Here is a 26,070-nt window from a genome sequence, read left to right on the forward strand (position 1 = left end):
CTAAGTGCTAAAGTTTTCTGGTAATTGTAAGTCCGTCTCGTATAGGTAAAACTACCGTTTCAACGCGATTATCAGCTTTCAAGAGTTTATTATATTCAATTAATGCGGGTGTAGAAGTATCATCTTTTTTAAAAGAGGTATCCAAAACTTTGCCACTCCATAAAACATTGTCTGATAAAATAATACCTCCTGGGTTTAGCTTATCAATAATCACGTGAAAATAGTTTGAGTAATTTTCTTTATCGGCATCGATAAAAACCAGATTAAAATTAATATTGAGGTTAGGTATAATGTCAATAGCATTTCCTAAATGCTGATGAATTTGCTTCCCAAAACCAGATTTATCAAAATATTTTCGCTGAAAATCAACTAATTCTTCATTAATATCAATGGTGTGTAATTCTCCCTCGGATTGCATGCCTTCAGCTAAACACAACGCAGAATACCCAGTGTAAGTTCCAATTTCTAAAATGTTTTTTGGGTTAACCATTTTTGAAATGATACTTAAAACACGCCCTTGATAATGCCCACTTAGCATTCTAGGTTGCAATATCTTTTGGTAGGTTTCTCGGTTTAGTTGTTGCAATAATGTAGGCTCATCTTCGGAATGTGCTACTACATAATTATCTAATTCTTCTGGTATAAAATGCATTAACTTAAAATCCTATTAATTAATTTCTGTTTGGCGTTTTCGTCGTCTCCACAAAGCCATTGTATCACGTTATGTTCCCAAATATCGTCGTATTCTTTTTCATTTATAATTTTTCTTTCCATAGCAAGGTCAAGTATTTTTCCTGGATAAGACGATTGTTTATCGCTTTCCATTTCTCCTAACGGATAAGGATCGTCAAGACCCATGATAACCTGTTTAGAACCGTGATTCCTAATCAAAAGCTCCAATCCTCCGGTATCGTGCACTAAGGTGTCAAAAAAGATGTTTTTATGCCCTACGGCTTTTCTTGGGTGGTGCTTACCTTCAAATAGGTCCGGTCTGCCATCAAAACCTTGAATACGTCGCCCTAAGTTTATTTGTGCTAACTGTCCGCCATGGGCAAAACACGTACGCATATTAGGAAACTTTTCTTGATATCCATTTAAAGTTAAAAAATGATAAGCATCGCCACATTGCGCCAACATCCAAATTAAGTGAAAGCGCCATGAGGTATTTTCTAATTTTATAAATTTTTCACCATCATAAGGATGAATTTCTACGGCTAGATTATACTGACTCGCCAATTCAAAAATAGGCTCGTTTTCTTCATCAAAAATGCAACGCCAAGTACCAATAGTATCCATATAATGTGTTGGTAAACATAACAATTGCATGCCGTGGTTTTCCACACAGCGTTCTATTTCCCAACAAGCACTTCTTATAAAAGCAGGATGTACAACAAAACCACAGGTAAATTTACTAGGGTTATCATGCTGTACTTTAGCATTAAAATCGTTTTGAAAACGTAAGGCTTTTTTCATTTCTTCAACGCGTAAACCATTCCCGTATAGTTGCGATAAGTTTAAAACTACAGCATGGTCTAACTTGTTGCGTTCCATCCATTCCAGCTTTTCATCCAAGAAAAAACTAGAGTCTGTTACTGGGCGTTTCCAGTCCTTCTGAAGCATGAATTTTCGGTCTTTATCCACCCAAAAAATACCTTTCTCTTGCATAAATTCTGGAATCTCTTCCGGGTAAGGTAATAAGTGCGAATGACCGTTAATTCTAAGTTTACGTTTCATTTTATAGTCCTGAGGGGTCAGGAATCTTTAAGTTAAAATTAATCAATTTGTACTTTCTTAGGAGGTTGCATTACTTCACCACAATTTGGGCAACTACGTTTGTCCTTATCGCCATAATATTTATCAAAAATCTTAGGCATATCGGTTTCAATATTGTCTAAAGTGAAATCCTCTTCATACAGTTTTGTTACACAATTTTCACAAAACCAAAGCAACGCATCGCGCACGCCTTCTGGTCTTTTATATTCAATAACTAACCCAACGGTATTGGCACCTCGCTGCGGTGAATGTGGCACTTTAGGAGGCAATAAATAAATATCACCCTCTTTAATATGCACATCTTTTGGTGTGCCTTTATCAATAATTTTTAATACAATATCACCTTCAACCTGATAGAAAAACTCAGGCGTTTCATTATAATGATAATCTTTTCTACTGTTAGGTCCGCCAACAACCATCACAATAAAATCGCCGTCTTTCCAAACCACTTTATTACCCACTGGCGGTTTTAAAAGATGCCTGTTTTCTTCAATCCAAGCTTTAAAATTTATAGGAGAAGTTAAATGACTCATAGTTTTATATTTTTGGCGTTACCACAAGGGTCAGGCTATCCGCTATATCTTTTTTGTTAGTTCTCGTTATATTTTGTTCATACTTCACAAAATACTCGAGCCAACAAAAAAGGATGCCGCTTCTATCCTTAACGCGAATTTGTTATAAAGATACAAATACCAGAAATTTTATAGTGTTTTAGTTTCGTTAAATAATTACAAAGACTTTGTTCTTCCGCCATCAACAGGAACGTTAATTCCGGTAATATAACTGGCCGCTTCACTTGCTAAAAAAGTTATGGCATTTGCTGTTTCTTCTGGTTTTGCAAAACGTTTTACAGGCGCATAATTTTTCATGATTTCGGTCATGTCTTCAATAGATCGCCCTTCAATATTCGCTTTAATTTTTATAATTTCAGTTAAACGTTCGGTGTCTGTAAATCCAGGAAGCACATTGTTAACTGTAATGCCAAATTCGGCAACTTCTACCGAAAGGGTTTTACTCCAATTACCAACAGCACCTCTAATGGTATTACTTACGCCCAGTCCAGGGATAGGTTCTTTAACCGATGTAGAAATTACATTAATAATCCTTCCAAAACCCTCAGCTTTCATAAAAGGAATAGTGGCCTGTGCCAAAAGATGGTTGCATTTTAAATGCATAGTAAATGCGTTATCAAAAGCTTCTAAACTTGCAGTTAATAAGCTTCCGCTTCTTGGTCCTCCAGTATTATTTATAACAATATGAAAACCATGTTCTTTTTCAATAAATTTTATAACCTGCTCCTGTAGTTCTCTTGGGTTCGAAAAATCGGCCACAATATAACTATGGTTTCTATGTTGTGGTAATTCTTCTAAAACTTCTTTTAGTTTTTCACGGTTTCTGGCCACGAGAGTTACATTAACACCTTCGGCAGCTAATGCCATAGCTGTGGCTTTTCCAATGCCTTGTGTGCTTCCGCAAACAAGTGCGTTTTTGTTATTTAGTTTTAAATCCATAATTCTTACTGTTTGGTCAAGCGCAGTCGAGACCTAGTTCTTTAATTATTATATTTTAAACGAGATGCCGAAACAAGTTCAGCATGACATCAAAGTGTCAATATTTTATACAAACATTTTTTGCTTCTGTAAAAAAGCGTAGTGCTTCAAAGCCACCTTCACGTCCAACTCCAGATGCTTTTGTGCCACCAAAGGGAGTGCGTAAATCGCGTAACATCCAAGTGTTTACCCAAACTATACCAGCTTCTAATCGATTGCTTAAATGCATCGTACGTTTTAAATTGTTAGTCCATAAAGTAGCCGATAAGCCATACTTAACTTTATTGGCCATTTCTAAAACTTCATTTTCAGTATTAAACGGCATTATGGTAACCACCGGCCCAAAAATTTCTTCTTGATTCACACGACATTCGTCGGTTGCAACTTCAATGACTGTTGGTTCCAGATAATAGCCATTTTTTAAACCCTTTACCAAAACTTTTTGACCTCCACATAGGATTTTACCTTTTTCGGTTTTGGCAAGGTCTATATAGCGTAAAACTTTTTCTAAATGCTGTTTAGAAACTAAAGCACCAAGATCTGTTATTGCCATAGCCGGATTTCCGACTTTTAATTGTTTTACTCGTGAAACAAAATCGGTTTTAAATTTTTTATAAATCGATGCTTCTACAAAAATGCGGCTTCCACATAAACAAATTTGACCTTGATTGGCGAATGATGAGCGCACTGTGGTTTCTAACATATCATCATAATCACAATCTGAAAAAATGATGTTTGGGTTTTTGCCTCCTAGCTCTAAAGATAGCTTTTTAAAAAGGGGCGCCGCCATTTTAGCAATATGAGCACCTGTTTCTGTGCCTCCAGTAAACGAAATGGCCTTTATTTCTGGGTGCTCAATAATAGCCTGTCCTGTGGTGCTACCCAAACCGTGTACAATATTTAATACACCATGAGGTAAACCAGCTTCAGTACAAATTTGCCCTAATAAATAGGCGGTCATAGGTGTTACCTCACTTGGTTTCGCAACAACACAATTGCCAGCAGCTATAGCGGGTGCAATTTTCCATGTGAATAAGTAAAGTGGAAGATTCCATGGCGAAATACAACCTACCACACCTATGGGTTGCCTTAAGGTGTAATTAATAGCATCTTGCCCTACACTTTCATGACTTTCACTAGCAAACTGTGTAATGGCATTGCCAAAAAACCTAAAATTACTGGCAGCTCTAGGTATGTCAATAGATTTAGCTAAGCTTATAGGCTTGCCATTGTCTTTACTTTCTGCTTCGGCAAATTGATCTAAATTGGCTTCAAGTAATTCTGAAATTTTTATTAAAATTCTACTCCGCTCTTCAAAAGTGGTTTGAGACCAATGCTTAAATGCCTTTTGGGCACTTTTATACGCAGTTTCTACATCTTCTTTTGATGAGTTGGGTATATGTCCATAAACTTCGCCATTGGCTGGACAATAATTGTCTATCCAGTCGTTTGAGATTGGATTTACGAATTTGCCGTTTATTAAGTTTTGGATTTTCATTTTGTTTTATATGTATGCTTAATGTAAATTACTTCATGCTTGTCTGGTCGAGCGCAGTCGAGACCTATTTAGATTCTGGTTTATACTTTGAATGTGTTGCATTTCTGCATTCAGCTAAAATCTCTAATAAATCAAAATTTTCATTTGCTAGAGCCAGCTTTTTCTTCCCACTCCATTTTTTAATTTTCTTTTCAAAATATATAGCTTGATTTACATCATTAAATTCTTGATGAAAAATTAATTCTAACGGTCTTCGTTTAAAAGTAAAACAATTTTTATTTAGTCCATTTTGATGTTCTTCAAATCTTCTAGAGATGTCATTTGTTATTCCTGTATATGTCAAACCGTCTGAACATTTCAGTATGTATACAAAATAAGATTTCATTACAAACCTCTCGACTGCGCTCGAGGAGACATTTAGTTTAATTTATTTTTTTTTATAAGCCACAACCTTAATCTCCACCACCAAATCAGGATGTGGTAATTGATGCACTGCAACTGTAGTTCGTGTTGGTCCTGTAGCTACATCAAAAAACTCTGCATAGGCTTTGTTATAGCCGGCAAAATCGTTCATATTCACTAAAAACGATGTCACATCCACAACATCCTTTAACGAAGCACCTGCTTTGGCTAAGTTCTTTTCAATATTTTTTAAAACTTCTCGGGTTTGTACCTCAATATTTAAATGTTTTGTTCCCATGTCGTCAATAATATCAACGCCTGCAATAGTGTTATCAGGTCTTCGGGAACTTGTTCCAGATACGAAAATAAAATCGCCAACACGTTTGGTATGTGGGTATGCGCCTCTAGGTGTTACATTGTCGTCCATTATTATTGATTTAATCCAGCTATTCTATCATCTTCAAGAATGGCTTCGGTTTCTTGTTTTACTTGTTCTAAAATTGTCTTTAAATCGCCGTTGATATCAATTTTTTTATCAGCTAGTAAATTCAGTATGGCTTTATCTTGAGCTCGACCTCGCAACATGGCTTCTCTATAGCCAATATCTTCATTAAAAGTGACTAAGGCATATTTTGATGTATAGTCTTTAGGAAATTGTTTTTCTAAAGCCATCTCCAATTTACGCTTTTCTTGAAAAATAGCTTGATTAACATGCCCTTTCATTTCGTGAAAGTTGTCTATCGCCAAATCTGCAATAGCATCGGTATCTTTTTTGCGTCTTTTTTCGAAGGTTTTAAAAGTGGCTTCCCAACTACTTAAATTTTCATCTAAAACAGCATCAAACTCCACGACATCTTCAAACGAAGCATTCATACCTTGACCGTAAAAAGGAACAATAGCATGTGCCGCATCTCCCATTAAAAGGGTATTACCTTTATAATGCCATGGTGAACATTTTATGGTGCCTAAAGGCGCTGTGGGGTTCGTGAAAAAATCTTCCAATAAATTAGGCATTACAGCCAAAGCATCTGGAAATTCTTTACTAAAAAACTCTAGCACACGCTCATCGTTAGTTAAATTATTAAAATTGTATGTGCCTTCATCATAACTTAAAAATAGCGTTACCGTAAAACTGCCATCTAAATTGGGTAGTGCTATTAGCATGAAACTACCACGTGGCCAAATATGAAGGGCATTTTTATATATTTTGAAATCGCCATTGTCTTTAGGTAAAATACTTAATTCTTTGTAACCATGAGTTAAATAGGCTTGTGAAAAGCTAAATAAGAATTTTTTACCTAAATAGTAACTCTTACGTAAAGCTGAACCCGCACCATCGGTGGCTATAATAACGTCCGCATCTTCTAGAAATTCGTCTTTGCTTTTGTAATCTTTAAATAATGCCGTGGTATTTTCAAAATCAACAGATTTACATTTTTTATTGAAATAAATTTTGACATTCTCATGTTTTTCTGCCTCATCCAATAGTAAAGCATTGAGTTCGCCACGAGAAATAGAGTTGATGAATTCATGAGTTCGACCGCTGTAATTGGATTGAAATGTATTGCCATGTGCATCGTGAATCATTCGACCGTGCATTGGGATGCAAAGCGCTTTCACTTGGTCTTCTAAACCTACTAGTTTCATGGCTTTATTCCCTCGGTCTGAAAAGGCTAAGTTTATAGATCGACCTGCGGAAATATCTACTTTTCGTAAATCAGGACGCATTTCGAAAACCGAAACATTGTATCCTCTTTGGCCTAAACGTAAAGCTAAAAGCGAACCACAAAGTCCGGCGCCTATAATTAATATGTTTTGTTGTTTTTTCATATTTTTTTGTCTTTACGAGCGCAGTCGAGACCTTTAAAACCTCTTGAACGTGCTCAAAGAGAAATTCGTATTTATTTTAATATGCCTTTCAATTTCTCAACTAGCCGATAAACATCTTCAAAAGAATTGTATAACGGTACAGGAGCACATCTTATCACATCAGGCTCTCTCCAATCACTAATGATGCCTACTTCAGTCAATTTATTGTGTAATGATTTATCAGCATTTTTCACCTGAATGGAGAGCTGGCAACCACGTTCTTCAGATCTTTTTGGTGTTATGATTCTAATGGTGTCTTCGCCTAATTGTTTCAATAAATATTCAAAGTAGCCCGTTAGTTTTTTTGACTTGTTAATCAACTTATCCATCCCAACTTCATTAAATAAATCTAACGATGCTTTTATGGCCGCCATAGATAGGATAGGAGGGTTGCTTAATTGCCAACCTTCAGCACCTGGTAATTGATCGAACTCTCCACGCATGTTAAACCGCGTTTGTTTATTGTGGCTCCACCAACCCGTAAAACGGTTTAAATCTTTTCTATAAGCATGTCTTTCATGTACAAAACAACCTGCCAAACTTCCAGGGCCAGAATTTAAATATTTGTAGGTGCACCAAACCGCAAAATCTGCACCTGAATCGTGGAGGTTTAGCGCTACATTTCCAGCGCCATGTGCACAATCAAAACCAACGTTACAACCCTGTTTGTGTCCCAACTGTGTTATGCGTTTTAAATCGAAATATTGACCAGTGTAATAATTAACGCCACCAATCATGATCAAAGCAATTTCATCACCTTGAGTTTCTAATATAGTTTCTAAATCATCATAATTTAATAATTCTTCTCCTGGTCTTGGTTTCCAAAGTACAACACCTTCTTTATCATCAAATCCATGATGACGCAATTGCGATTCAACAGCATATTTATCAGATGGAAAAGCATCACTTTCAATTAAGATTTTATAACGGGTTTTAGTTGGTTTGTAAAACGATACCATCATGAAATGTAAGTTGGCAGTAAGCGTGTTCATAACCACAACTTCAATAGGTTTGGCACCTACAACTTTTGCCATACTTTCGGTTAAAAATTCATGATACGCCAACCAAGGGTTTTTGGCTTCAAAATGCCCTTCTACGCCTAAATTAGCCCAATCATTAAGTTCTTGATTTACGTATGCCTTGGTTTGTTTAGGTTGCAATCCCAACGAATTGCCAGTCATATAAATCCAAGCATCACCTTGCTTATCTTTTGGGATGTGAAACTGATTTCTGTAAGATTTAAGTTCGTCTTTACGGTCTTGATCTAAAGCATAATCTAGACCTAATTTATAGTCGGACAATGTGCGTATGTTTTCGGTTTCTAACAAAAATAAGAATTATAAAGTTAGTAACGAATGGCATAAACAAGATTAAAGTGGCGTGATATTTTTTTGTATATTTAGTTAAAACTTGAAGCCATGTCTAAAACTAGAGAATATACCAATGGTGCAGTTACTGTAGTATGGAAACCCGAATTATGTATTCATTCTGGAATTTGCGCAAAAGGCTTGCCAGATGTTTTTAGACCTCGAGTACGTCCATGGGTTAGGATTGAAAAAGGTACGACGGAAGATTTAATCAATCAAGTTAAACGGTGTCCTTCTGGGGCTTTAAGTTATTATCTAAACGAAGCGAAAGAAAATAAACCAGAGGCCACTGAAACCAAGGTAGAAGTTTTAGAAAACGGACCCTTATTGGTTTACGGTACATTGAAAGTTATCGGAAAAGACGGTACAGAAGAAGTTAAAAATAAAACAACCGCTTTTTGTAGATGTGGTGCTTCAAAAAATAAACCGTATTGCGATGGTACCCATTCAAAAACTAACTTTACAGGATAATTAAATTAATCATATACAACTGAAAAGCGCATCAATAGTTTTGAACTATTGATGCGCTTTAATATATATAGACGCATAACGCGGAAAATAAATTGTATACTTTATATACGCAATATATTACGCTTTTGGATCTCTTTATTTGTAAAAAGTTAGAGTTATTCTAAAACAACCCGAATATTTTCAAGCTTTAAATTCCAATCATCATCACCTTTTTTATGGTCTTCAGCGAGTTTTAGGCCATTAAAATCTTGATACTTCTCAAATGTATTGGCTAATGAAGGTTCTGCCTGATTCCCTTTTCTAAATACCCATTCTTTGATTACATAGTTGTCATCAAAATAAATATCATAAGCATCGCCAGGTGTATATCCACCTTCGTTTGGATAGGTAAGCGTGATTTTTTGCATCAATGTTTTGTGCACTGGCGACTCTGCTTTTACAGGTTCTGAAATTTGAGCGCTTGTATCCCAAACCAACTGAAACGGGATAAGCAACCAGAATTTATCGTTTATAAAGGCTTTATCAACATTCATAGCAATACTATCCATTGCTTTTCTGTTAAAACTAACGGTGTCTTTAGCAGTGATTAGAGTTACTTCGTTTGTTTTTGGTTGCCATATCCAACTTCGTTTTTCGGCAAAAGTAAATGCAATTTCAGATACATGTTGCCAATGTTCAAAACCATGGGCGTTAGCGATTTTTTGCGCTGCAGTTGGTTCTTTATCGATAGGATTTAGGTCTTTTTTAGTTGATTGATTCTGTTTGCAGCTAAAAGAAATTGCTAGAACTAAGATGAGGTAAATAAACTTTTTCATGTGTTTGTTGGAATGTTTAAAGCAGTATTATGCCGATATTTCCTAATTTAGGTTTTTGTAAAGATATAATTTGATAATGGAATCTCACGATAAATATTTTGAAACCAACAAGCAAACTTGGAATGCTAAAGTAAAAGTGCATGCCAAAAGCAATATGTACAATTTGGAAGCTTTTAAACAAGGGCAATCGTCTTTAATGTCTTATGAATTACAGGCTTTGGGCGATGTAAAAAATAAGTCGTTATTGCATTTACAATGTCATTTTGGGCAAGATACCTTAAGTTGGAGCAGGATGGGGGCAAGGTGCACTGGCGTTGATTTAAGCGATGAAGGCATAAAATTAGCACAAACCTTAAATGCGGAACTTAACCTAGACGCAAATTTTGTGTGTTGTAATGTATTAGATACTTCAAAATATATTAAAGATACGTTTGATATAGTTTTTACCAGCTACGGTGTAATTGGTTGGTTACCCGATTTAAAACCTTGGGGTAAAATGATTGCAGATCGTTTGAAGCAAGGTGGTACTTTTTTTATGGCCGAATTTCACCCGATAGTTTGGATGTTTGATTATTTAGGAGATAAGCCTGTTATGAAATATGGTTACATGCAAGACGAGGTGATATATGAAGAATATGAAGGGACTTATGCTAATCAAGATTCAAAAGTGGTGAGTAAAGAGTACGGTTGGAATCATGGGTTAAGTGAAGTTATAAACGCCTTAACTGAAGCTGGATTGCACATTGAATATTTAAAAGAACATGATGAAAGTCCTTATGATGTTTTGCCAAATTTGATTAAAACGGATTCAGGAATGTTTGTAACTGAAGATAAGTTGTATCCTTTAATATTTACTTTGAAAGCTACTAAATTTTAGATTTTAGTAGTTCGTTTAACGGTCTCGTATAACCATCAGTTACGGTTTTTAAGTTACTATTTTTCGGTTAAGCACTGACGCTCGCAATTCCGAGTGGATTCAGACATAGTCGAATCCGCCGTAATTGCGGTTATACATTGTTGGCAGCTGGCTTTTTTTATACGGTAAATTCAATTTATTCCATTATTTTCTTTTTATTAAATAAGTCGGTCGAATTATTTTCAACTTTTGATGTTTAAATCCCTGCTTATTCCTGTATTTCAACATTACGGGCGAGTGTTTTAAATCTTACTCCGTTTTCTTGAACAACCGTAATTGTCACATTACCACCTTTACTTTTGTTTATGTCTCTCACAACTCCTTTTTTTCCTTTGTGAGTTCCTCTCACTACGTGGCATTTAGCTCCATCTTTTATTTTTCCTGAATTATCCTCCATTATTTTTTCCAAATCGGACTTTCATTCCGACCATCTGTATTCGTTAATTGAATTCGTTCTTTAGTTTCGATATTTATTTTCCAAATGTTATAATTCCCTTTGCTACCAGCTGCATAAACAAGCCATTTTCCATCTTTTGACCAATCAGGTGAATAACACTCAATTGAATCAGTCGTTAGATTGTATAAGTTTGTGCCATCACCGTCCATTATATACAAATCCCAATTGTCATTCTCATTACTACCATAAAAAGCAATTTGTTTACCATTAGGCGAGAATTTAGCGCCAGAATCGTATCCAGCTTTATTCGTAAGTCTTGTTAGGTTACTGCCATTTGAATTTATTCTGAATATTTCTCCATTGGCTGCGTGAGATGTGTCTGAAGAATCTCGTAATTGTCTTGTAAAAATTATTTCTTTTCCGGATGGCGACCAGTTTGGACTTTCTTCGTAGGATTTATTTTGTGTTAATTGTTTAATATTCGAACCGTCTTTATTCATTAGATAGATGTTTTTGGAAAGGGAATCTCTATCACTCATAAATACAACCGTAGTTCCATCAGGCGAAAGCTCTGGAAGAACATCAGAAGATGGATGATTTGTAAGTCGCCTTAATTCAGTTCCGTCAGATTTGAGAGAATATATTTCTGCATTCCCATCTCTTTTAGAATAGAAATAAAGACTTTTTCCGTCATAGGACCAAGAAGGATTGAAGTCAAGAGAATCGTTTTTTGTCATGTTACGTAAATTCTTTCCATTTATATCCATTACATAAATTTCAGAATTGCCGTCTCTATTAGTTACAAATGCAATTTCTTGTTCGGATGATTGTTCCTCATTACTTGGCTTTTCTTTTTTAGTTTCATTACAAGAGCTGAAAATTAAAAGAAAAATTAAAAATTTAATTGTATCCATAAGTTTGTTTTGCTTGCTGCCAACTAAGGCGGATATCAAACGTTTAAATGTTTTATATCCGACGTTAAACGAAGTTAGCCAATTTTTCTGACAAAGTCAAGCCTTTAACCAAGAGTTCTTAGTGACTCTCTTTTAGGAATTGTTTTGGAAAATTAGCCTTAAAACGATTTAACCTTGGAATAGAAACATTTTGGATATAGGGATGATTTGGATTTCGTTTTTCGTAATCTTGATGATAATCTTCGGCAACCCAGAATTTTTGAAAAGGATAGACTTCGGCTGCAATTGTAGCATTAATTTTTTTAGCCAAAGCAGCTTTTTTTTCTAAAATGATTTGTTTTTGGGCCTCGTTTTGGTAAAATAGTATTGAACGGTATTGCGATCCGCGGTCGTTACCTTGTCCGTTTACTTGAGTGACGTTTTGTGATGCAAAATACACATCTACTAGCGTTTCAAAACTCACAACATTAGGGTCGTAAATAATTTCTACCGCTTCGGCGTGTCCTGTTCTGCCTGTGTTACTGGCTTCGTAAGTTGGGTTTTTGGTATATCCGCCAGAATACCCTGAAATAGATTCTTCAACACCAATTACACTTTCATAAATGGCCTCTACACACCAAAAGCATCCGCTTGCGAAATAGGCTTTGGCTTTTCCGTTTTCAATGGGAACTTCAATAGGAATTGCGTTTATAACGGCTTCTTGTTCTTTTTTTGATTGTGCGGTATTTTGGCAACTAAACAAAAGGGCAAGTGCTAATACAGGTAGAATTCGATTCATAGCTTTTAATTTTTCTTTTGTTAGACGTATAAAAGTACGAAACCTTATCTGGTTTGTGTTAATGTTGTTTTAAAATTGTTTTGTGTTGGTGTGTGCAAGCCGTAATCTAAGGCACGTTGTTGGCAAGCAAGTCCGACCCTTGTGGTAACCTGCCTGCCGGCAGGCAGGCGCCCAAAATATAAGGCATAAAAAAAGCCTCCAGTTTTCTGAAGGCTTTGTTATTCCATTTAAAAATGGATTATAGTTTTGCAAACAATTTTTGCATTTTTTCTTTTTGCTCTTCGGCTAAAGCCGCATCAACTAAAATACGTCCACTATGCTCGTCGGTAATTACTTTTTTGCGTGACGCAATTTCTACTTGAACTTGTGGTGGAATAGTAAAGAAAGAACCCCCAGAAGCACCTCTTTCTATTGGTACGACTGCTAATCCATTTTTTACATTGGTTCTAATTCTGGTGTAAGCTGCTACTAAACGCTCGTCGATTTGTTTTTTGTACTCTTCAGACTTGCTTATTAAAGCTTGTTCTTCTTTTTCAGTTTCAGCTAAAATAGCATCCAACTCACCTTTTTTATGTTTTAAGTGATTTTCGCGCTCTTTTAAACGCTCTTTAGTTTCAGCTATCACTTCTTTTTTCTGCTCTATTTGAACTTTAAATTCTTTAATGTGCTTTTCGGCTAACTCAATTTCTAATTCTTGAAATTCAATTTCTTTAGTTAACGAGTTGTATTCTCTGTTATTTCTAACATTTTTTTGTTGCTCACTGTACTTTTTCATTAAAGCTTTAGACTCTTCAATTAAATTTTTCTTTCCAGCAATATCGTTATCAATAACCTCTAAATTAGATACAAGTTTTTCCAATCTGATGTTTAATCCAGCAACTTCATCTTCTAAATCACGAACTTCTAATGGAAGTTCTCCACGAACATTTCTAATTTCATCTATACGAGAATCGATGAGTTGTAAATCGTATAAAGCTCTTAAACGCTCTTCAACAGTAACTTCTTTCTTTTTAGCCATACTTTAAAAATACTTAACGGGATTTGTATTTGTCTTTGATAAAATGATTGCAAAATTAGTAATTTTTTTTGTAAGATATGCTACTAAAAGATTTTTTGTGAATTGTTCACTTTCATAATGCCCAATATCGGCTAAAAGGATGTTGTTTTCAGCGGTAAAAAAGTCGTGATATTTTAAATCGGCTGTCACAAAAGCATCAGCATCATTAGCTTTAGCGGCATTTATGGCAAAACTTCCTGAACCGCCCAAAACGGCAACTTTTTTTATTTTTTTATTTAAAAATATGGTGTGCCTAATGCAACCGGTGTTCATTTTTGTTTTTAAGTGGTTTAGAAAACTGGCTTCGTCCATAGATTTTTCAAATTCTCCAATCATGCCCATGCCAATATTTTGATTTTTGTTTTCAATCGTGGTGACCTCATAAGCTACTTCTTCGTAAGAATGGGTTTTAAAAAGCGTTGACAGAATTTGTGATTCTAAATGTTTGGCATAAGTAACGGTTATTTTAGTTTCGTTTTCCGTATGCGTTTCGCCTTTTATCCCAAGAGTAGGATTGGAGTTTTCGTTGCCTTTATAAGTGCCGTAGCCTTCAACATTAAAACTACAATCTGAATAGTTGCCAATATGACCTGCGCCTTCTTTAAATAAAGCTGTTCTTAGTTGTTCTGCTTCTTTTTTTGGAACATAAGTGGTTAGCTTTTTTATAGTTTCGCTTTGTGGAATTAAAATGCGTTTGTTAATTAATCCTAATTGATTACAAATCATATCGTTTACACCTTGCAGCGCATTATCAAGTGCTGTATGGATGCTGAAAATAGCAATATCATGTTTTATGGCTTTGATTATAACACGCTCTACATAATTTTTACCGGTAAGCTTTTTCAAACCTTTAAAAATAATAGGGTGGAAGCTCACAATAAGATTACAGTTTTCTTGAATGGCTTCCTCTACAACCGTTTCAAGCGTATCAAGTGTAACTAAAATTCCTGTAACTTTTTGTGTTTTATCACCTACTAAAAGCCCCACATTATCAAAATCTTCAGCGTAAGCTAACGGCGCAAGGTCTTCTAAATGATTTATAACGTCTTGTACAATCATATTTATTTGTGTTTAAATTCAAAGATAAAATAATTACATTCGCTTAAATGAAGTTAATAAGAAAAATATTATTCCCAATAGTTCCAATTTATTATTTGGTAACTTGGTTAAGAAATAAGTTGTACGATTTAGGTATTAAGAAATCGACAACTTATGATTTACCAGTGATTTGTGTTGGTAATTTAAGCGTTGGTGGTACAGGCAAAACACCTATGATTGAATATTTAATTAACTTATTAAAAGCCGATTATAAAGTAGCAACGCTGAATAGAGGTTATAAACGAAAAACGAAAGGTTTCCAGTTGGCTAATGAAAATTCAACTGCTGAAACTATTGGAGATGAACCGTTTCAATTTTACACAAAATTTAAAAAAGAAGTTTCTGTAGCTGTTGATTCTAATAGGCGAAACGGAATTGAGAATTTAAAAAAAGTCAATCCTGATGTTATTTTATTAGACGACGCGTTTCAACATAGAAAAGTAAAAGCGGGATTTAATATTTTATTAACCACTTTTGATAATCCATATTTTGAAGATATTTTGCTGCCTACAGGCGATTTAAGAGAGCCAAGAAGTAGTGCAAAACGAGCCGATATTATAGTGGTAACTAAATGTCCTGAAGCTATTAATGAAAAAGAAAAAGCGAATTTTATAAAGCGAATAAATCCTAATAGGCATCAACATGTTCTTTTTAGTACGGTTGTGTATGCTGATACTTTGTTTTCTACTAAAAGCACAATGCAACTTAATAAGATAGCCTCTTTTACATTGGTTACAGGCATTGCTAATGCGCAACCATTAGTTGACTTTTTACATTCTAAACAATTAAGTTTTGAACATTTAAATTTTAAAGATCATCATGATTTTTCTGCTGAAGATATTGCTGCTTTAGAAAAAAAGGAGCTCATTATTACAACTGAAAAGGATTTTGTGAGATTGAATCCATATAACGTATTAAAAGATAAACTTTATTATCTACCAATTTCGGTTAATATAAACAGTGCAACTGCACTCAATAAACTTGTTAAAGATTTTGTTAAGCGCTAGATGAGGTATTATTTTTACTAGCCAGAGCGTTATAAAGTTTTTTCTCGAATTCTTCTTGCTTAAACGGTTTTGGAATGATATCTGTAAAACCAGCTTCTTCAAACTCGTGCATTTTATCTTCAATAGTTACCGCAGTAAGGGCAAAAATGGTAAGTTCTTTATCAAACGATCTAACAATTTTAGTGGCTTCAATACCGCTAATTCCTGGCATATGAATATCCATTAAAATAATGTTATAATCGTTATTTTTTATTCTATCAACCGCATCCTCACCATTATCTACAATATCGCACTTAAGATCCATTTTAGTTAGAATCTTTTTGGTAATCATTTGGTTAATTTTATTGTCTTCAACAACTAAAATTTTAACTTTACTTAAGTCAATATTGCTTTTATTGCCATCAAAATAGGTGACTTTATTTTCTTCGGCCTCTTTAATATTGGTGTGTTCAAGTGGAATTTCAAAATAGAAAGTAGTTCCTACTTCCAATTCACTCTTAACATAAATCTTACCTTTTAAAATATCAATTAATCCTTTAACAATAGAAAGACCTAAGCCTGTACCGCCATACTTACGATTAATTTGAATAGACCCTTGAGAGAAACTTTCAAACATATGGTCTTGCTTCTCTTGGCTAATACCAATGCCATTATCTTCTACTTCAAATCGAAGGGTATACAATTTACCTTTTTCTTCAATTTTATAAACACGTATCCAGATGTCGCCATCTTTGGTGAATTTAATGGAGTTTCCAATTAAATTAATTAGGATTTGTGAAATTTTTAATTGGTCGGCAATGTAATTTTCGGGTAAATCTTTGTCGTATTCAAAATGAATTTTAACGTTATTATCTTGCGCAGAATTGTTAAGTGCTAAAATAATGTTGTTTATTTTCTTTTTTAGATTGAATGATTCAGGTTCTATATCAACTTTATTGGCCTCAATTTTATTTATTTGAAGAATATCGTTTATGAATGTTAATAAATAGTCTCCAGAAAATTTAAGCGATTTTAAATGCTGTATTTGTTCTGGTTTTGGGTTTTCGTCTAAAAGCATATTGCTTAAACCAGTAACAGCATAGAGTGGTGTTCGCAATTCGTGAGTAACAGTTGATAAGAAGTTGGCTTTAGTTTTCGAGGCTAATTCTGCCTTCTCTTTTGCAATAATAAGTTCTCCATTTTTTTTATGAAGCATATTATTGGTTTTCAGTCTAATATTATTGTTCTTGTAAAGGGATAACGTTAAAAGCGATAAAATTGTAATTAGCGCCACACTCAAAATAGAAATTAGCGTACCTAGGTTTTTATCATCTTCAGCCTTCTCTAATTTTTGTACTACTTCTTTGTTTTTTTCTATTTCTTCATTTAATCGAAATTGAGTTTCTTGATTTCTAGACGAATTTATTCGCGTTAAACTTCTAATAGAGTCTGATAAATTGAGGTGAGCACTTAAAAAATTTCTAGAAAGTTTATGGTTATCTAACTCGTAATATAAATCACTTACTACAACATAACCTTCATTAAGAATATTGGTATAATTGTTAGTTTTAGCAATTTGTAATCCTTCTAGTGCAACCTCTAATGCTTTAGTTTTATTGCCAAGTTTATTATAAATTTTTGCGTGATTAATTAATGTTTCACTCTGGATTTTTAAATAATCATATTTTTTGGCAATTGCTAAAGATTGCTCAATAACATCTCTTGCTTTTTTGTAATTTTTTAAATCGCTATAAGTTTTACCTTCACACAATAAGGTTTCTGCTAATTCTTCATTTAAATCTTCTTCTTCAAATTTAGATTTTGCAGCCGTATATGAGTCTAAAGCAGAATAGTAGTCTTTTTTAGCAAAATAAATATCACCAAATGTTTTGTACGAGCTACCAAGGTTAACGTTGTCATTTATTATACGTTGTATTTCTATAGCTTTATTTAAGGATTTTATTGCCTTTTCTTCTTCTTCAAGAATAAGTTCTAACCTGCCTTTTATAGCGTAAATAACACCAATACTTTTTTTAAAATCTGCTTTTTCTGCTAATTCTAAGGCTTCGTCAAGATTTTTTTTAGCCTTATAATAATTGTAGTTTTCTAACTCTGTTTGCGATTGAGCAATACGGTAGTTGATATTATTTTGTACTAATTCAGGGTCTTCATCAATTGCTTTTTGGGCAAAAGCACTAATGTTGATTAGCATAAAAATTAGTAATATGTAGGATTTTATTTGGGGCATATTAATAAATGTTGCGGACAAATATAATTATTTTATCGATAAAAGACACTTTTTTTCCGATAAATTACATAATAAGTCGATAATTCTCTGTGAATAGCCTGTTTCATTATCATACCATCCTATTATTTTTACCATATTTCCAATTACGGATGTCATTTGCGAATCGAATATGCACGAATGTGGGTTACCAACAATATCAATAGAAACGATAGGATCTTCAGTATATTCTAAAATGCCCTTATAATTTGTTTCAGCGGCATTTTTAAAAGCATTATTAATGTCTTTGATAGTAACCGTTTTTTTTACATTAAATGTAATATCGGTTAACGATCCATTTATTACTGGCACTCTTATGCCACAGCCACCAATGACATCAGATAAATCTGGGAATATTTTAGTAAGCGCTTTTGCCGCTCCTGTTGTTGTAGGCACTATTGACTGACTTGCAGCTCTTGAGCGTCGTAAATCACGATGTGGTTGATCGTGTAAGCTTTGGTCGGTAGTGTAGGAGTGCACCGTTGTAATGTAAGCTTGATTAATGCCACACAGTTCATTAATAATTTGAATCATTGGTGCAGCATTATTTGTGGTACACGATGCATTCGAAATTATAGTTTCGGTACCGTCAATACTATCATCATTAACACCTATTACAATGGTTTTTATATCTTCTTCAAGTGGCGGAACACTTAAAACAACTTGTTTGGCACCATTATTAATGTGATGTTTTAAATCTGATGATAGTTTAAATTTGCCCGTACATTCAATTACAAAATCTATATCAAAAGGAGTCCAATTAATATCTTTCGGATTATTTTTATTTAGAAGCGGGATGGCATGTTGGTTAACAACAATCTCGTTTTGGGTATGAGTTATATCACCATTAAAAATACCATGAACACTATCATATTTAAGTAAATGCGCTAATGTTTTAGTATCTGCTAAATCGTTAATAGCAACTACTTTGATGTCGTTATGGTTCTGAAGTAATCTAAAAACGCGCCTGCCTATTCTACCAAAACCATTGATAGCAACATGAATCATAATTAGTTTATGTGTTTTTGCGCCTTGTAAGACGATCTTACTAAAGCACTACTTTCAACATGGCGAAATCCTAAATCCAATCCAATTTCTTCGTATTCTTTGAATTGGTCTGGATTAATAAATTGCTGTACTGGTAAGTGTTTTTTACTGGGTTGTAGATATTGTCCAATCGTAACCACGTCCACATCGTTAGCCTTCAAGTCGTGAAGCGTTTCTATGACTTCTTCTCTGGTTTCACCTAAACCTAACATAATTCCAGACTTTGTGCGTCGTTGCCCTTGTTGTTTCAAGTATTTTAAAACGCCCATGCTTCGGTCGTATTGCGCCTGTATTCTAACTTCGCGAGTTAAGCGTCTTACAGTTTCAATATTATGAGATACTACTTCAGGTGCCACATCTATAATTCTATCTATATGTTTTTCAATACCTTGAAAATCAGGAATTAGAGTTTCTAGTGTCGTTTCAGGATTCATTCTTCTTACCGCCTTAACGGTTTCTGCCCACATAATGCTTCCCATATCTTTTAAATCATCTCTATCTACACTAGTTAAAACCGCATGTTTAATACTCATAATTTTTATCGAACGTGCCACTTTCTCGGGTTCATCCCAATCTACGGTTTCTGGTCGCCCAGTTTTTACACCACAAAACCCACAAGAACGCGTACAAATATTACCAAGAATCATAAAAGTTGCGGTACCTTCACCCCAGCATTCCCCCATATTTGGGCAACTTCCAGAGGTGCAAATCGTGTTTAACTTATATTTATCTACAAGTCCTCTTAATTCAGTATATTTTTTTCCGGTTGGAAGTTTAACACGAAGCCATTTGGGTTTAGCTTGTCTTTCAGGTAATATATTTGAAGCCGTTTCGTTGTTCATATCTTGAAAATATAGGCAGCAAAGATACGAAGTATTCTTTTAAAAGCTGCTAATTTAAGTTGTTCAGTGCATCACAGAAAACATTAATATAGCAAAGATTAATTGACTTAATTTTAATTTTTTGGGCGTTCCCTAAAGGTCGGGCTTTCCACTACAAGTCCTCGTTCGTGACTCCCTGTGGGCTTTTATTCAAACTTTTTTATTTTATATTAATGAATTCATGAACATAAATGTTTCGCTGCAATCCCTAACGCGGTATGTCATTTCAATTAAAGTTTACTACTTTTCTTGAATAATTTCGGCCAATAGTTTTTTAGCACGTAGCAACTTTACTTTTACATTATTAATAGGTTCATCAAGTTCTTCAGAGATTTCTTTATAACTCAGTTCTTGAAAATAGCGCAGATTTATAACTTCTTGATAATGAGGCTTTAATTTTTTAATATCTCGAAGTAATTTAGCTAAATGTTGCTCGGTAATAAGCTTGTCTTCAGGAGAAGGCGATTCATCTAAAACCTGAAACATATTTCTATCATCTTTCGAAATAACCTGAGTAATAGAATTCTTTTCTTTTCTTAATAAATCAATATGAATGTTTTTGGAAATGGTAATCAACCATGTTTTAAACGTGTACTTTTCATTAAAAGTTTCAATTCTATCGAAAGCTTTCGAAAATGTTTGAATCGTGATGTCTTCAGCGTCATTTTCGTTTTGTGTGCGTTTTAATTGAAAACCATACACATCATCCCAAAACTTATCTAATAAATAATTAAATGCCTTTTGGTTGTTTTTTTTAGCACGAGCAATGGCTTCCTCTATTTCCAATGGTTGGGTTTTGAAACAAGATTATTTATAAAGATAGTTAATTGCATAACAATTAGAAAAATTTCCAGAAATGGAATAAAGAAAATTAAATCTAATTCTTTTAATTTTTTTGACGATAAACCCATTACAGTGTACTGTAAAATAATTCTAGTTAAAAACAAAGCAAGTACAATTTTCCATTTATATAAGGTTGTTAGAAGTAGTATACTCAATATCCAGAATAATAAATTCGATGCATATAATAGGGCTAACAGCACTTTGTGTTTTAGCTTATAATGTTTTGCCGTGGATACGTGTCTTCTCTTTTGTTTAAACCACGCATCAAATGTTTTTTTAGGAGTCGATTTAGTAAAGCTTCCGCTAGTATAACATACGGCTGTGTTTCGTACTGTCGCCATTTGATTTACAAATAAATCGTCATCGCCCGATCTTATTTTTATGTGATTGATAAACCCATTAGCATTAAAAAACTCTTTTCTGGTATAAGCCAAATTTCTACCAACACCCATATATGGCATACCTAACTTAGCGAAAGAAAAGTAATTAATTGCGGTAACAAGGGTTTCAAATCGAATTAATTTATTTAAAAACGACTTATTAATTTTGGCATATGCACCATAACCAAGTACAATAGATTTTTTATTACTGAAATGAGAACTCATTTTTTTTATCCATTGTTTTGAAACGGGTTTACAATCTGCATCGGTAAATAAAAGATAATCGTTTGTGGCTGCTTTAATACCTAATGTTAATGCATATTTTTTATTGCCCCAAAAGGCTTCAATACTTTTTACATTAACAATTTTTATGTTGCGATGTGCTTTTGAAAAGTGCTCCATCACTTCTAAGGTATCATCTTTAGAAGCATCGTTAATAAGCACAATTTCAAAGTCGGGATAGTATTGTGCAATTACTGAAGGCAGAAATGCTTTTAAATTTTCGGCTTCATTTTTGGCACATATAATAACAGAAACAGGAATGTTTTTTTGAGAGACTTTTTGCTTTTTTGCAAAGGCAAATTTACTAAAGAAAAAAACGTGAAATATAACTTGAATGATAACTACAGCAACAAACCCGTAGAATACAATATCAAGAAAACCCATATAATATTAAGAGTGTTGTGGTTCGTTGCAATCGCTAAATTGATCTGGAGTTTTACCGCAAAAACCACAAGCCTCACCATCTTGATTTAGCATCGGGTTTTGACTCGCGCAAGTTCCTGCGAATTTGCCGTCTTTTTTTGCCCAAATTTTAATGGCTATTCCTGCAACACCTAACCCTAAAATGGCTATGGTAATTAATATAAGTTTCATTGCGAAGTTGTAATAATTTATGCAAAGATATGATTTTAGTTAGTAAAATTTATAAGAAATAATACTGAAACTTTTGAAACTATAAAAAGTTATATTTTGTAATTATTTGTCGAAATAAATTAATAAAAAAAGCCTCATTTAATTAAACGAGGCTTTTAACTTCCTTGTAATTTGTTTTAATGCAAACTAATTTGTGCTACTGAGTTTTTTACCGAAGCAATATTATTACCGCCTTTAGGCTCTATGGTAATACTTAAAGCTAAAGCATCTTCCATATATGGTATGCTTCTAAGTTTTCGGTCTGCCTTATCTAAAATTCCTAGGTTTACCATTTTACCTTGTAACTCTGCCCAAATTTGATAGCATTGCTCTTCTGGTAATTCTGGTAAAGAAACTACATCAATCATAGATGTTTTTTCTTTAGGATTAATGTATGCTACCGTTTTTAAATCTTTAGCACGCTCATTACCTTTAATAATATACTTTTCAGTTTCAGGATTATTAAGTTTTAATAACTGCCTCATAACGTTATCCAGCATCTTGTTGTTTTGCTCTATATCGCTACGTAAATCAAATAATTCTTCAACTACAATCTGATTCTCTTCTGAAAGTTTTTGATTGTGGGTATAGAATAAATAAGATGTTCCGGCAAAAATTAATGCAGCAATACTTGCCGCTACACTAAATTGATACCATTTTCTGTATCTAGTTCTTGATTTTAATTGAACAACTGGTGTGTCGTCAAGTTCATCTAAAATATTATTTAAGATGTGTTCTGGTGCCTCAACAGCATTAGCTTTCGCAACTACTTCTAGGTTGTGTTGCATAGTGTTGTAGGCGTTCTCTATTTCTGGGTATCTTGCAATATAAGACTCCACCTTTTCCGCTTCTGCAGAAGTGGTTTCACCTAAAAGATATTTGTCTAATAGGCCAGAATTTAAAAAAGTATTTATTTTCGCATTCATGACTCGTTTTATTTAGGGTCGTAAATTTTCTTTAATTCACGTAATCCAATTTTTAATCTTGATTTAATTGTTCCTAACGGAATATTCAGTTCGTCGCTAGCTTCTTGCTGCGTCATGCCCTCAAAAAAGAGCGCATTAATCACTATTTGATATTTTTCATCTAAACTATTTAAATGTTTTTTTATATCTAAAACATCCTGATTTAGTTCGTTGGATGTTACTTTATATACGTTTGAAGTTTCCATTTGGACTTCTTTACCTTGTTTATTTTTCTGCGAACGTACTTTGTCAATAGCCGTGTTATAGGCGATTCTGTATAACCATGTAAATAATTTTGCTTTGCTAGCATCGTATTTATTTGCATAACGCCAAATTTTCACAAAACTCTCTTGTAGTACATCTTGTGCAGTATCATCGTCCTCAATAACCTTTTTAATAACACCAAACAGGGCATCTGCATAATATTCATATAGCAAACCAATAGCTTTTTTATCGCTATTTTGTAATAAGGTCACTATTTGCTTTTCAATAGGTGAAATCAAGACGTGTTGGTTTTGGTTATAAGTGTTTAGTTGGTAATTGATATTACCAAAGTTAGAAATTTCTTTTTAGATTATAAGATATTTACTTCAGCTTCAATTGAAATGTCAAAAAGGCGTTTCACGGTTTTTTGGATTAATCTTGAAAGATTTAGTATATCCGTTCCATTAGCATTCCCATAATTAACAAGAACTAAGGCTTGTTTTTTATGCACACCATAATCACCAAAGCGTTTTCCTTTAAATCCAGCTTTCTCTATAAGCCAACCTGCAGGAACTTTTACTAGATCATCTGAAACACGATAACATGGTAGCTCTTCAAAATTTTTAATTAAGGTATTGTAATGTGTTTTAGAAATAACCGGGTTTTTAAAAAAACTTCCGCTATTACCAATTTCTTTAGGGTTTGGTAATTTACTTTGCCTAATATTTATAACGGCTTCAGATATAGTTTTAATGGTTGGATGAGAAATTTGCATCGCTTCCAATTCTGAAGAAATGGCACCATAATTAATATTTAATTTATGGTTTTTTTTAGTTAATTTGAAATTGACGCTGGTAATGATGTATTTATTTTTAGCTTCTTGCTTAAAAATAGAGTTGCGATAATCAAAATTGCAATCTGTTTTAGCAAATGATTGTAAAGAAAGTGATTCTATAGATATGGCTTCGCAAGAAACAAAAGTGTCTTTAAGCTCAACACCATAAGCACCTATATTCTGTATTGGGGCGGTACCTACATTTCCTGGAATTAATGACAAATTTTCAACACCGCCATACCCTTTATTGATGCAGTATAGCACAAACTCGTGCCAGTTTTCTCCTGCATTGGCTTTTATTATAACGGAATCTTCATCTTCACTAACAATATTTATACCTTTAATATTGATGTGAACTACAAGTCCTTTAAAATCTTGAGTTAACAGAATGTTGCTACCCCCGCCAATAATCAGCTTTTCTGGATATTCAGATAAGTTTAAAATATCCTTTAAATCTTCAATGTTATTTATCGAAACAAAATGTTTCGCTTTTACATCAATACCAAAGGTGTTGTATGGTTTTAGGGATATGTTATCTCTTATTTGCACTAATCTTTATAAACTTTTAGGGCTTCTTTTAAAATGTGTACAGCTTTTATTAAACTCTCTTTATCAAGTACGTAAGCAATTCTTATTTGGTTTACACCTATGCCTGGAGTTGAGTAAAACCCTTCAGCTGGAGCAACCATAATCGTTTCATTATCTACTTCAAAATGCTCTAATAACCATTGCGCAAAATCGTCAGTATTTTTTACAGGCAACTCAACAATACAATAAAAGGCCCCTTGAGGTAGTGCAACTTTTAGTTTATCTATTTTTTGTAATTCTGAAATTAATGTATTTCTTCTTTCAACATATTCCTTGATTACATCATCAAAATAACTTTGAGGTGTATCTAGCGCCGCTTCACTAGCTATTTGCGCATATGTTGGCGGACTTAACCTTGCCTGTGCAAATTTGAGTACCGTTTGCATAACGGTTTTGTTTTTAGAAACTAAACAACCTATACGCGCACCGCACATGCTATATCTTTTTGACACCGAATCAATAACAACAGCGTGTTGGTCGATCCCTTCAGCCTGTAAAATTGAAAAATGTTTATGACCGTCGTAAACAAATTCTCTGTAAACTTCATCGGCCACTAAAAATAAATCATGTTTTATTGCTATTGCTGCAAGCTTTTTTATATCATCTTCAGTATATAAACAACCTGTGGGGTTCCCCGGGTTGCAAATTAATATAGCTTTGGTTTTTGGAGTAATTAATTTCTCAAAAGTTTCTATTGAGGGTAACGCAAAATTATCGTCAATATTACACACTGCAGGAATTATATTAACACCTGAAGCTTTAGAAAATGCAATATAATTTGCATAAAAAGGCTCAGAAATAATTACTTCATCCTCAGGATCCATTATACTACTAAATAAAAAAAGTAGTGCTTCACTCGCACCTGTTGTAACAACTATGTCTTTATAAGTTACATGAATGGCATGTTTGCTGTAATATTGGGCTAATTTTTTTCTGTATGTTTCAGATCCTTCAGATCTTGAGTAGGACAAGATTTCAATATCATTATTTTTAACCGCTTCTAAAGCAATTTCAGGGGTTCTAATATCCGGTTGACCGATATTTAAATAATAAATTTTTCTTCCCTTCTCAATAGCCTGTTCAGCATAAGGAACAAGTTTTCGAATAGGTGAAGATGGCATATCTCGACCTTTTTTAGATATTGTTGGCATTATTAACTGTTTGGCTACAAAGTTGAGAAAATTATCTTAAAGTTTTTTTAAAATACGCTAGTAAATAAAAATGCTCGATTAAAGAT

The 26,070-nt window shown here is 33.8% G+C and carries 28 protein-coding genes; 3 read left to right on the plus strand and 25 right to left on the minus strand.

Going from position 1 to position 26,070, the window contains the following annotated elements; genetic code table 11:
• Positions 1-7: 7 nt before the first annotated feature.
• From BUA46_RS12910 to kynU, 9 genes are all read right to left on the minus strand, one after another.
• Complete coding sequence (locus BUA46_RS12910) at positions 8-652, minus strand: O-methyltransferase (protein ID WP_019387857.1); 645 nt, start codon at positions 650-652, stop codon at positions 8-10.
• The gene (locus tag BUA46_RS12915; RefSeq protein ID WP_019387856.1) at positions 652-1,734 is read right to left on the minus strand and encodes an amidohydrolase family protein; all 1,083 of its coding nucleotides are present in this window, start codon (positions 1,732-1,734) and stop codon (positions 652-654) included. The genes BUA46_RS12910 and BUA46_RS12915 overlap by 1 nt, the downstream gene beginning before the upstream one ends.
• A 38-nt stretch (positions 1,735-1,772) precedes the next feature.
• Complete coding sequence (locus tag BUA46_RS12920; RefSeq protein WP_019387855.1) at positions 1,773-2,306, minus strand: 3-hydroxyanthranilate 3,4-dioxygenase; 534 nt, start codon at positions 2,304-2,306, stop codon at positions 1,773-1,775.
• A 195-nt stretch (positions 2,307-2,501) separates the two neighbouring features.
• Positions 2,502-3,284, minus strand: a complete 783-nt coding sequence (locus tag BUA46_RS12925; RefSeq protein ID WP_019387854.1) for an SDR family oxidoreductase — start codon at positions 3,282-3,284, stop codon at positions 2,502-2,504.
• 97 nt (positions 3,285-3,381) lie between these two features.
• Positions 3,382-4,821, minus strand: coding sequence for an aldehyde dehydrogenase (locus tag BUA46_RS12930; protein ID WP_019387853.1), 1,440 nt, complete (start codon positions 4,819-4,821; stop codon positions 3,382-3,384).
• Positions 4,822-4,885: 64 nt separating this feature from the next.
• Complete coding sequence (locus BUA46_RS12935) at positions 4,886-5,206, minus strand: GIY-YIG nuclease family protein (RefSeq protein WP_019387852.1); 321 nt, start codon at positions 5,204-5,206, stop codon at positions 4,886-4,888.
• A 42-nt stretch (positions 5,207-5,248) separates the two neighbouring features.
• A complete protein-coding gene (locus BUA46_RS12940) occupies positions 5,249-5,650 on the minus strand; it encodes a RidA family protein (protein ID WP_019387851.1) in 402 nt (133 codons plus the stop codon).
• 2 nt (positions 5,651-5,652) lie between these two features.
• Positions 5,653-7,053: an FAD-dependent oxidoreductase gene (locus BUA46_RS12945; RefSeq protein WP_019387850.1), complete on the minus strand. Its 1,401-nt coding sequence runs from the start codon at positions 7,051-7,053 to the stop codon at positions 5,653-5,655.
• 71 nt (positions 7,054-7,124) lie between these two features.
• On the minus strand, positions 7,125-8,393 hold the full coding sequence (kynU, locus tag BUA46_RS12950) for a kynureninase (protein ID WP_026010057.1): 1,269 nt from the start codon (positions 8,391-8,393) through the stop codon (positions 7,125-7,127).
• Positions 8,394-8,510: 117 nt separating this feature from the next.
• Here kynU and BUA46_RS12955 point away from each other — a divergent pair, with 117 nt between their 5' ends.
• Entirely contained in the window at positions 8,511-8,930 is a 420-nt protein-coding gene (locus BUA46_RS12955; RefSeq protein ID WP_019387848.1) for a (4Fe-4S)-binding protein, read from the plus strand.
• A 155-nt stretch (positions 8,931-9,085) separates the two neighbouring features.
• Here BUA46_RS12955 and BUA46_RS12960 read toward each other — a convergent pair whose 3' ends face one another.
• Positions 9,086-9,745: a hypothetical protein gene (locus BUA46_RS12960; RefSeq protein ID WP_019387847.1), complete on the minus strand. Its 660-nt coding sequence runs from the start codon at positions 9,743-9,745 to the stop codon at positions 9,086-9,088.
• Between the two features lie 76 nt (positions 9,746-9,821).
• Between BUA46_RS12960 and BUA46_RS12965 the strand changes: the two genes are divergently transcribed.
• The gene (locus BUA46_RS12965) at positions 9,822-10,622 is read left to right on the plus strand and encodes a class I SAM-dependent methyltransferase (RefSeq protein WP_019387846.1); all 801 of its coding nucleotides are present in this window, start codon (positions 9,822-9,824) and stop codon (positions 10,620-10,622) included.
• 247 nt (positions 10,623-10,869) lie between these two features.
• On the opposite strand, the gene BUA46_RS12970 is transcribed toward BUA46_RS12965, so the two are convergent.
• The 5 genes from BUA46_RS12970 to BUA46_RS12990 form a co-directional block, all read right to left on the minus strand.
• Positions 10,870-11,058, minus strand: coding sequence for a KOW motif-containing protein (locus BUA46_RS12970; protein WP_019387845.1), 189 nt, complete (start codon positions 11,056-11,058; stop codon positions 10,870-10,872).
• Entirely contained in the window at positions 11,058-11,972 is a 915-nt protein-coding gene (locus tag BUA46_RS12975) for a TolB family protein (RefSeq protein ID WP_019387844.1), read from the minus strand. The genes BUA46_RS12970 and BUA46_RS12975 overlap by 1 nt, the downstream gene beginning before the upstream one ends.
• Positions 11,973-12,090: 118 nt before the next feature.
• Complete coding sequence (msrA, locus tag BUA46_RS12980; RefSeq protein WP_019387843.1) at positions 12,091-12,750, minus strand: peptide-methionine (S)-S-oxide reductase MsrA; 660 nt, start codon at positions 12,748-12,750, stop codon at positions 12,091-12,093.
• A 238-nt stretch (positions 12,751-12,988) separates the two neighbouring features.
• Entirely contained in the window at positions 12,989-13,768 is a 780-nt protein-coding gene (locus tag BUA46_RS12985; RefSeq protein ID WP_019387842.1) for a zinc ribbon domain-containing protein, read from the minus strand.
• Between the two features lie 3 nt (positions 13,769-13,771).
• Positions 13,772-14,866 (minus strand): Nif3-like dinuclear metal center hexameric protein, encoded by a 1,095-nt coding sequence (locus tag BUA46_RS12990; RefSeq protein ID WP_019387841.1) that lies wholly within the window; start codon positions 14,864-14,866, stop codon positions 13,772-13,774.
• 47 nt (positions 14,867-14,913) lie between these two features.
• Between BUA46_RS12990 and lpxK the strand changes: the two genes are divergently transcribed.
• Positions 14,914-15,912, plus strand: a complete 999-nt coding sequence (gene lpxK / locus BUA46_RS12995; protein ID WP_019387840.1) for a tetraacyldisaccharide 4'-kinase — start codon at positions 14,914-14,916, stop codon at positions 15,910-15,912.
• Here lpxK and BUA46_RS13000 read toward each other — a convergent pair.
• The 10 genes from BUA46_RS13000 to BUA46_RS13045 form a co-directional block, all read right to left on the minus strand.
• Positions 15,902-18,103 (minus strand): ATP-binding response regulator, encoded by a 2,202-nt coding sequence (locus tag BUA46_RS13000; protein ID WP_143148136.1) that lies wholly within the window; start codon positions 18,101-18,103, stop codon positions 15,902-15,904. The genes lpxK and BUA46_RS13000 overlap by 11 nt on opposite strands.
• A gap of 63 nt (positions 18,104-18,166) precedes the next feature.
• Entirely contained in the window at positions 18,167-19,183 is a 1,017-nt protein-coding gene (gene gap, locus BUA46_RS13005; protein ID WP_019387838.1) for a type I glyceraldehyde-3-phosphate dehydrogenase, read from the minus strand.
• A gap of 2 nt (positions 19,184-19,185) precedes the next feature.
• A complete protein-coding gene (gene lipA / locus BUA46_RS13010) occupies positions 19,186-20,064 on the minus strand; it encodes a lipoyl synthase (protein ID WP_019387837.1) in 879 nt (292 codons plus the stop codon).
• 279 nt (positions 20,065-20,343) lie between these two features.
• Positions 20,344-20,889 (minus strand): RNA polymerase sigma factor, encoded by a 546-nt coding sequence (locus BUA46_RS13015; protein WP_019387836.1) that lies wholly within the window; start codon positions 20,887-20,889, stop codon positions 20,344-20,346.
• Entirely contained in the window at positions 20,880-21,992 is a 1,113-nt protein-coding gene (locus BUA46_RS13020) for a glycosyltransferase (RefSeq protein WP_019387835.1), read from the minus strand. Before BUA46_RS13020 ends, BUA46_RS13015 begins: the two co-directional genes overlap by 10 nt.
• Before the next feature lie 6 nt (positions 21,993-21,998).
• Positions 21,999-22,202: a hypothetical protein gene (locus BUA46_RS13025; protein ID WP_019387834.1), complete on the minus strand. Its 204-nt coding sequence runs from the start codon at positions 22,200-22,202 to the stop codon at positions 21,999-22,001.
• Positions 22,203-22,378: 176 nt separating this feature from the next.
• Entirely contained in the window at positions 22,379-23,167 is a 789-nt protein-coding gene (locus BUA46_RS13030) for an anti-sigma factor (RefSeq protein WP_019387833.1), read from the minus strand.
• Positions 23,168-23,175: 8 nt separating this feature from the next.
• Positions 23,176-23,709 carry an RNA polymerase sigma factor gene (locus BUA46_RS13035; RefSeq protein ID WP_019387832.1) on the minus strand — a complete coding sequence of 178 codons (534 nt, stop codon included), beginning with the start codon at positions 23,707-23,709 and terminating at the stop codon, positions 23,176-23,178.
• A gap of 71 nt (positions 23,710-23,780) precedes the next feature.
• Complete coding sequence (murB, locus tag BUA46_RS13040; protein WP_019387831.1) at positions 23,781-24,794, minus strand: UDP-N-acetylmuramate dehydrogenase; 1,014 nt, start codon at positions 24,792-24,794, stop codon at positions 23,781-23,783.
• The gene (locus tag BUA46_RS13045; protein WP_019387830.1) at positions 24,794-25,984 is read right to left on the minus strand and encodes a pyridoxal phosphate-dependent aminotransferase; all 1,191 of its coding nucleotides are present in this window, start codon (positions 25,982-25,984) and stop codon (positions 24,794-24,796) included. The genes murB and BUA46_RS13045 overlap by 1 nt, the downstream gene beginning before the upstream one ends.
• Positions 25,985-26,070 lie beyond the last annotated feature (86 nt).

It is taken from the genome of Algibacter luteus, from assembly GCF_900141715.1.
In the GTDB taxonomy this organism is placed as follows: Bacteria; Bacteroidota; Bacteroidia; order Flavobacteriales; family Flavobacteriaceae; genus Arenitalea; species Arenitalea lutea.

What these genes read in the sequence shown, in the direction of transcription:
- BUA46_RS12910 (WP_019387857.1), bottom strand. Translation starts at nt 652, where the DNA reads ATGCATTTTATACCAGAAGAATTAGATAATTATGTAGTAGCACATTCC.
- BUA46_RS12915 (WP_019387856.1), bottom strand. Translation starts at nt 1,734, where the DNA reads ATGAAACGTAAACTTAGAATTAACGGTCATTCGCACTTATTACCTTAC.
- BUA46_RS12920 (WP_019387855.1), bottom strand. Translation starts at nt 2,306, where the DNA reads ATGAGTCATTTAACTTCTCCTATAAATTTTAAAGCTTGGATTGAAGAA.
- BUA46_RS12925 (WP_019387854.1), bottom strand. Translation starts at nt 3,284, where the DNA reads ATGGATTTAAAACTAAATAACAAAAACGCACTTGTTTGCGGAAGCACA.
- BUA46_RS12930 (WP_019387853.1), bottom strand. Translation starts at nt 4,821, where the DNA reads ATGAAAATCCAAAACTTAATAAACGGCAAATTCGTAAATCCAATCTCA.
- BUA46_RS12935 (WP_019387852.1), bottom strand. Translation starts at nt 5,206, where the DNA reads ATGAAATCTTATTTTGTATACATACTGAAATGTTCAGACGGTTTGACA.
- BUA46_RS12940 (WP_019387851.1), bottom strand. Translation starts at nt 5,650, where the DNA reads ATGGACGACAATGTAACACCTAGAGGCGCATACCCACATACCAAACGT.
- BUA46_RS12945 (WP_019387850.1), bottom strand. Translation starts at nt 7,053, where the DNA reads ATGAAAAAACAACAAAACATATTAATTATAGGCGCCGGACTTTGTGGT.
- BUA46_RS12955 (WP_019387848.1), top strand. Translation starts at nt 8,511, where the DNA reads ATGTCTAAAACTAGAGAATATACCAATGGTGCAGTTACTGTAGTATGG.
- BUA46_RS12960 (WP_019387847.1), bottom strand. Translation starts at nt 9,745, where the DNA reads ATGAAAAAGTTTATTTACCTCATCTTAGTTCTAGCAATTTCTTTTAGC.
- BUA46_RS12965 (WP_019387846.1), top strand. Translation starts at nt 9,822, where the DNA reads ATGGAATCTCACGATAAATATTTTGAAACCAACAAGCAAACTTGGAAT.
- BUA46_RS12970 (WP_019387845.1), bottom strand. Translation starts at nt 11,058, where the DNA reads ATGGAGGATAATTCAGGAAAAATAAAAGATGGAGCTAAATGCCACGTA.
- BUA46_RS12975 (WP_019387844.1), bottom strand. Translation starts at nt 11,972, where the DNA reads ATGGATACAATTAAATTTTTAATTTTTCTTTTAATTTTCAGCTCTTGT.
- msrA (WP_019387843.1), bottom strand. Translation starts at nt 12,750, where the DNA reads ATGAATCGAATTCTACCTGTATTAGCACTTGCCCTTTTGTTTAGTTGC.
- BUA46_RS12985 (WP_019387842.1), bottom strand. Translation starts at nt 13,768, where the DNA reads ATGGCTAAAAAGAAAGAAGTTACTGTTGAAGAGCGTTTAAGAGCTTTA.
- BUA46_RS12990 (WP_019387841.1), bottom strand. Translation starts at nt 14,866, where the DNA reads ATGATTGTACAAGACGTTATAAATCATTTAGAAGACCTTGCGCCGTTA.
- lpxK (WP_019387840.1), top strand. Translation starts at nt 14,914, where the DNA reads ATGAAGTTAATAAGAAAAATATTATTCCCAATAGTTCCAATTTATTAT.
- BUA46_RS13000 (WP_143148136.1), bottom strand. Translation starts at nt 18,103, where the DNA reads ATGCTAATCAACATTAGTGCTTTTGCCCAAAAAGCAATTGATGAAGAC.
- gap (WP_019387838.1), bottom strand. Translation starts at nt 19,183, where the DNA reads ATGATTCATGTTGCTATCAATGGTTTTGGTAGAATAGGCAGGCGCGTT.
- lipA (WP_019387837.1), bottom strand. Translation starts at nt 20,064, where the DNA reads ATGAACAACGAAACGGCTTCAAATATATTACCTGAAAGACAAGCTAAA.
- BUA46_RS13020 (WP_019387835.1), bottom strand. Translation starts at nt 21,992, where the DNA reads ATGGGTTTTCTTGATATTGTATTCTACGGGTTTGTTGCTGTAGTTATC.
- BUA46_RS13025 (WP_019387834.1), bottom strand. Translation starts at nt 22,202, where the DNA reads ATGAAACTTATATTAATTACCATAGCCATTTTAGGGTTAGGTGTTGCA.
- BUA46_RS13030 (WP_019387833.1), bottom strand. Translation starts at nt 23,167, where the DNA reads ATGAATGCGAAAATAAATACTTTTTTAAATTCTGGCCTATTAGACAAA.
- BUA46_RS13045 (WP_019387830.1), bottom strand. Translation starts at nt 25,984, where the DNA reads ATGCCAACAATATCTAAAAAAGGTCGAGATATGCCATCTTCACCTATT.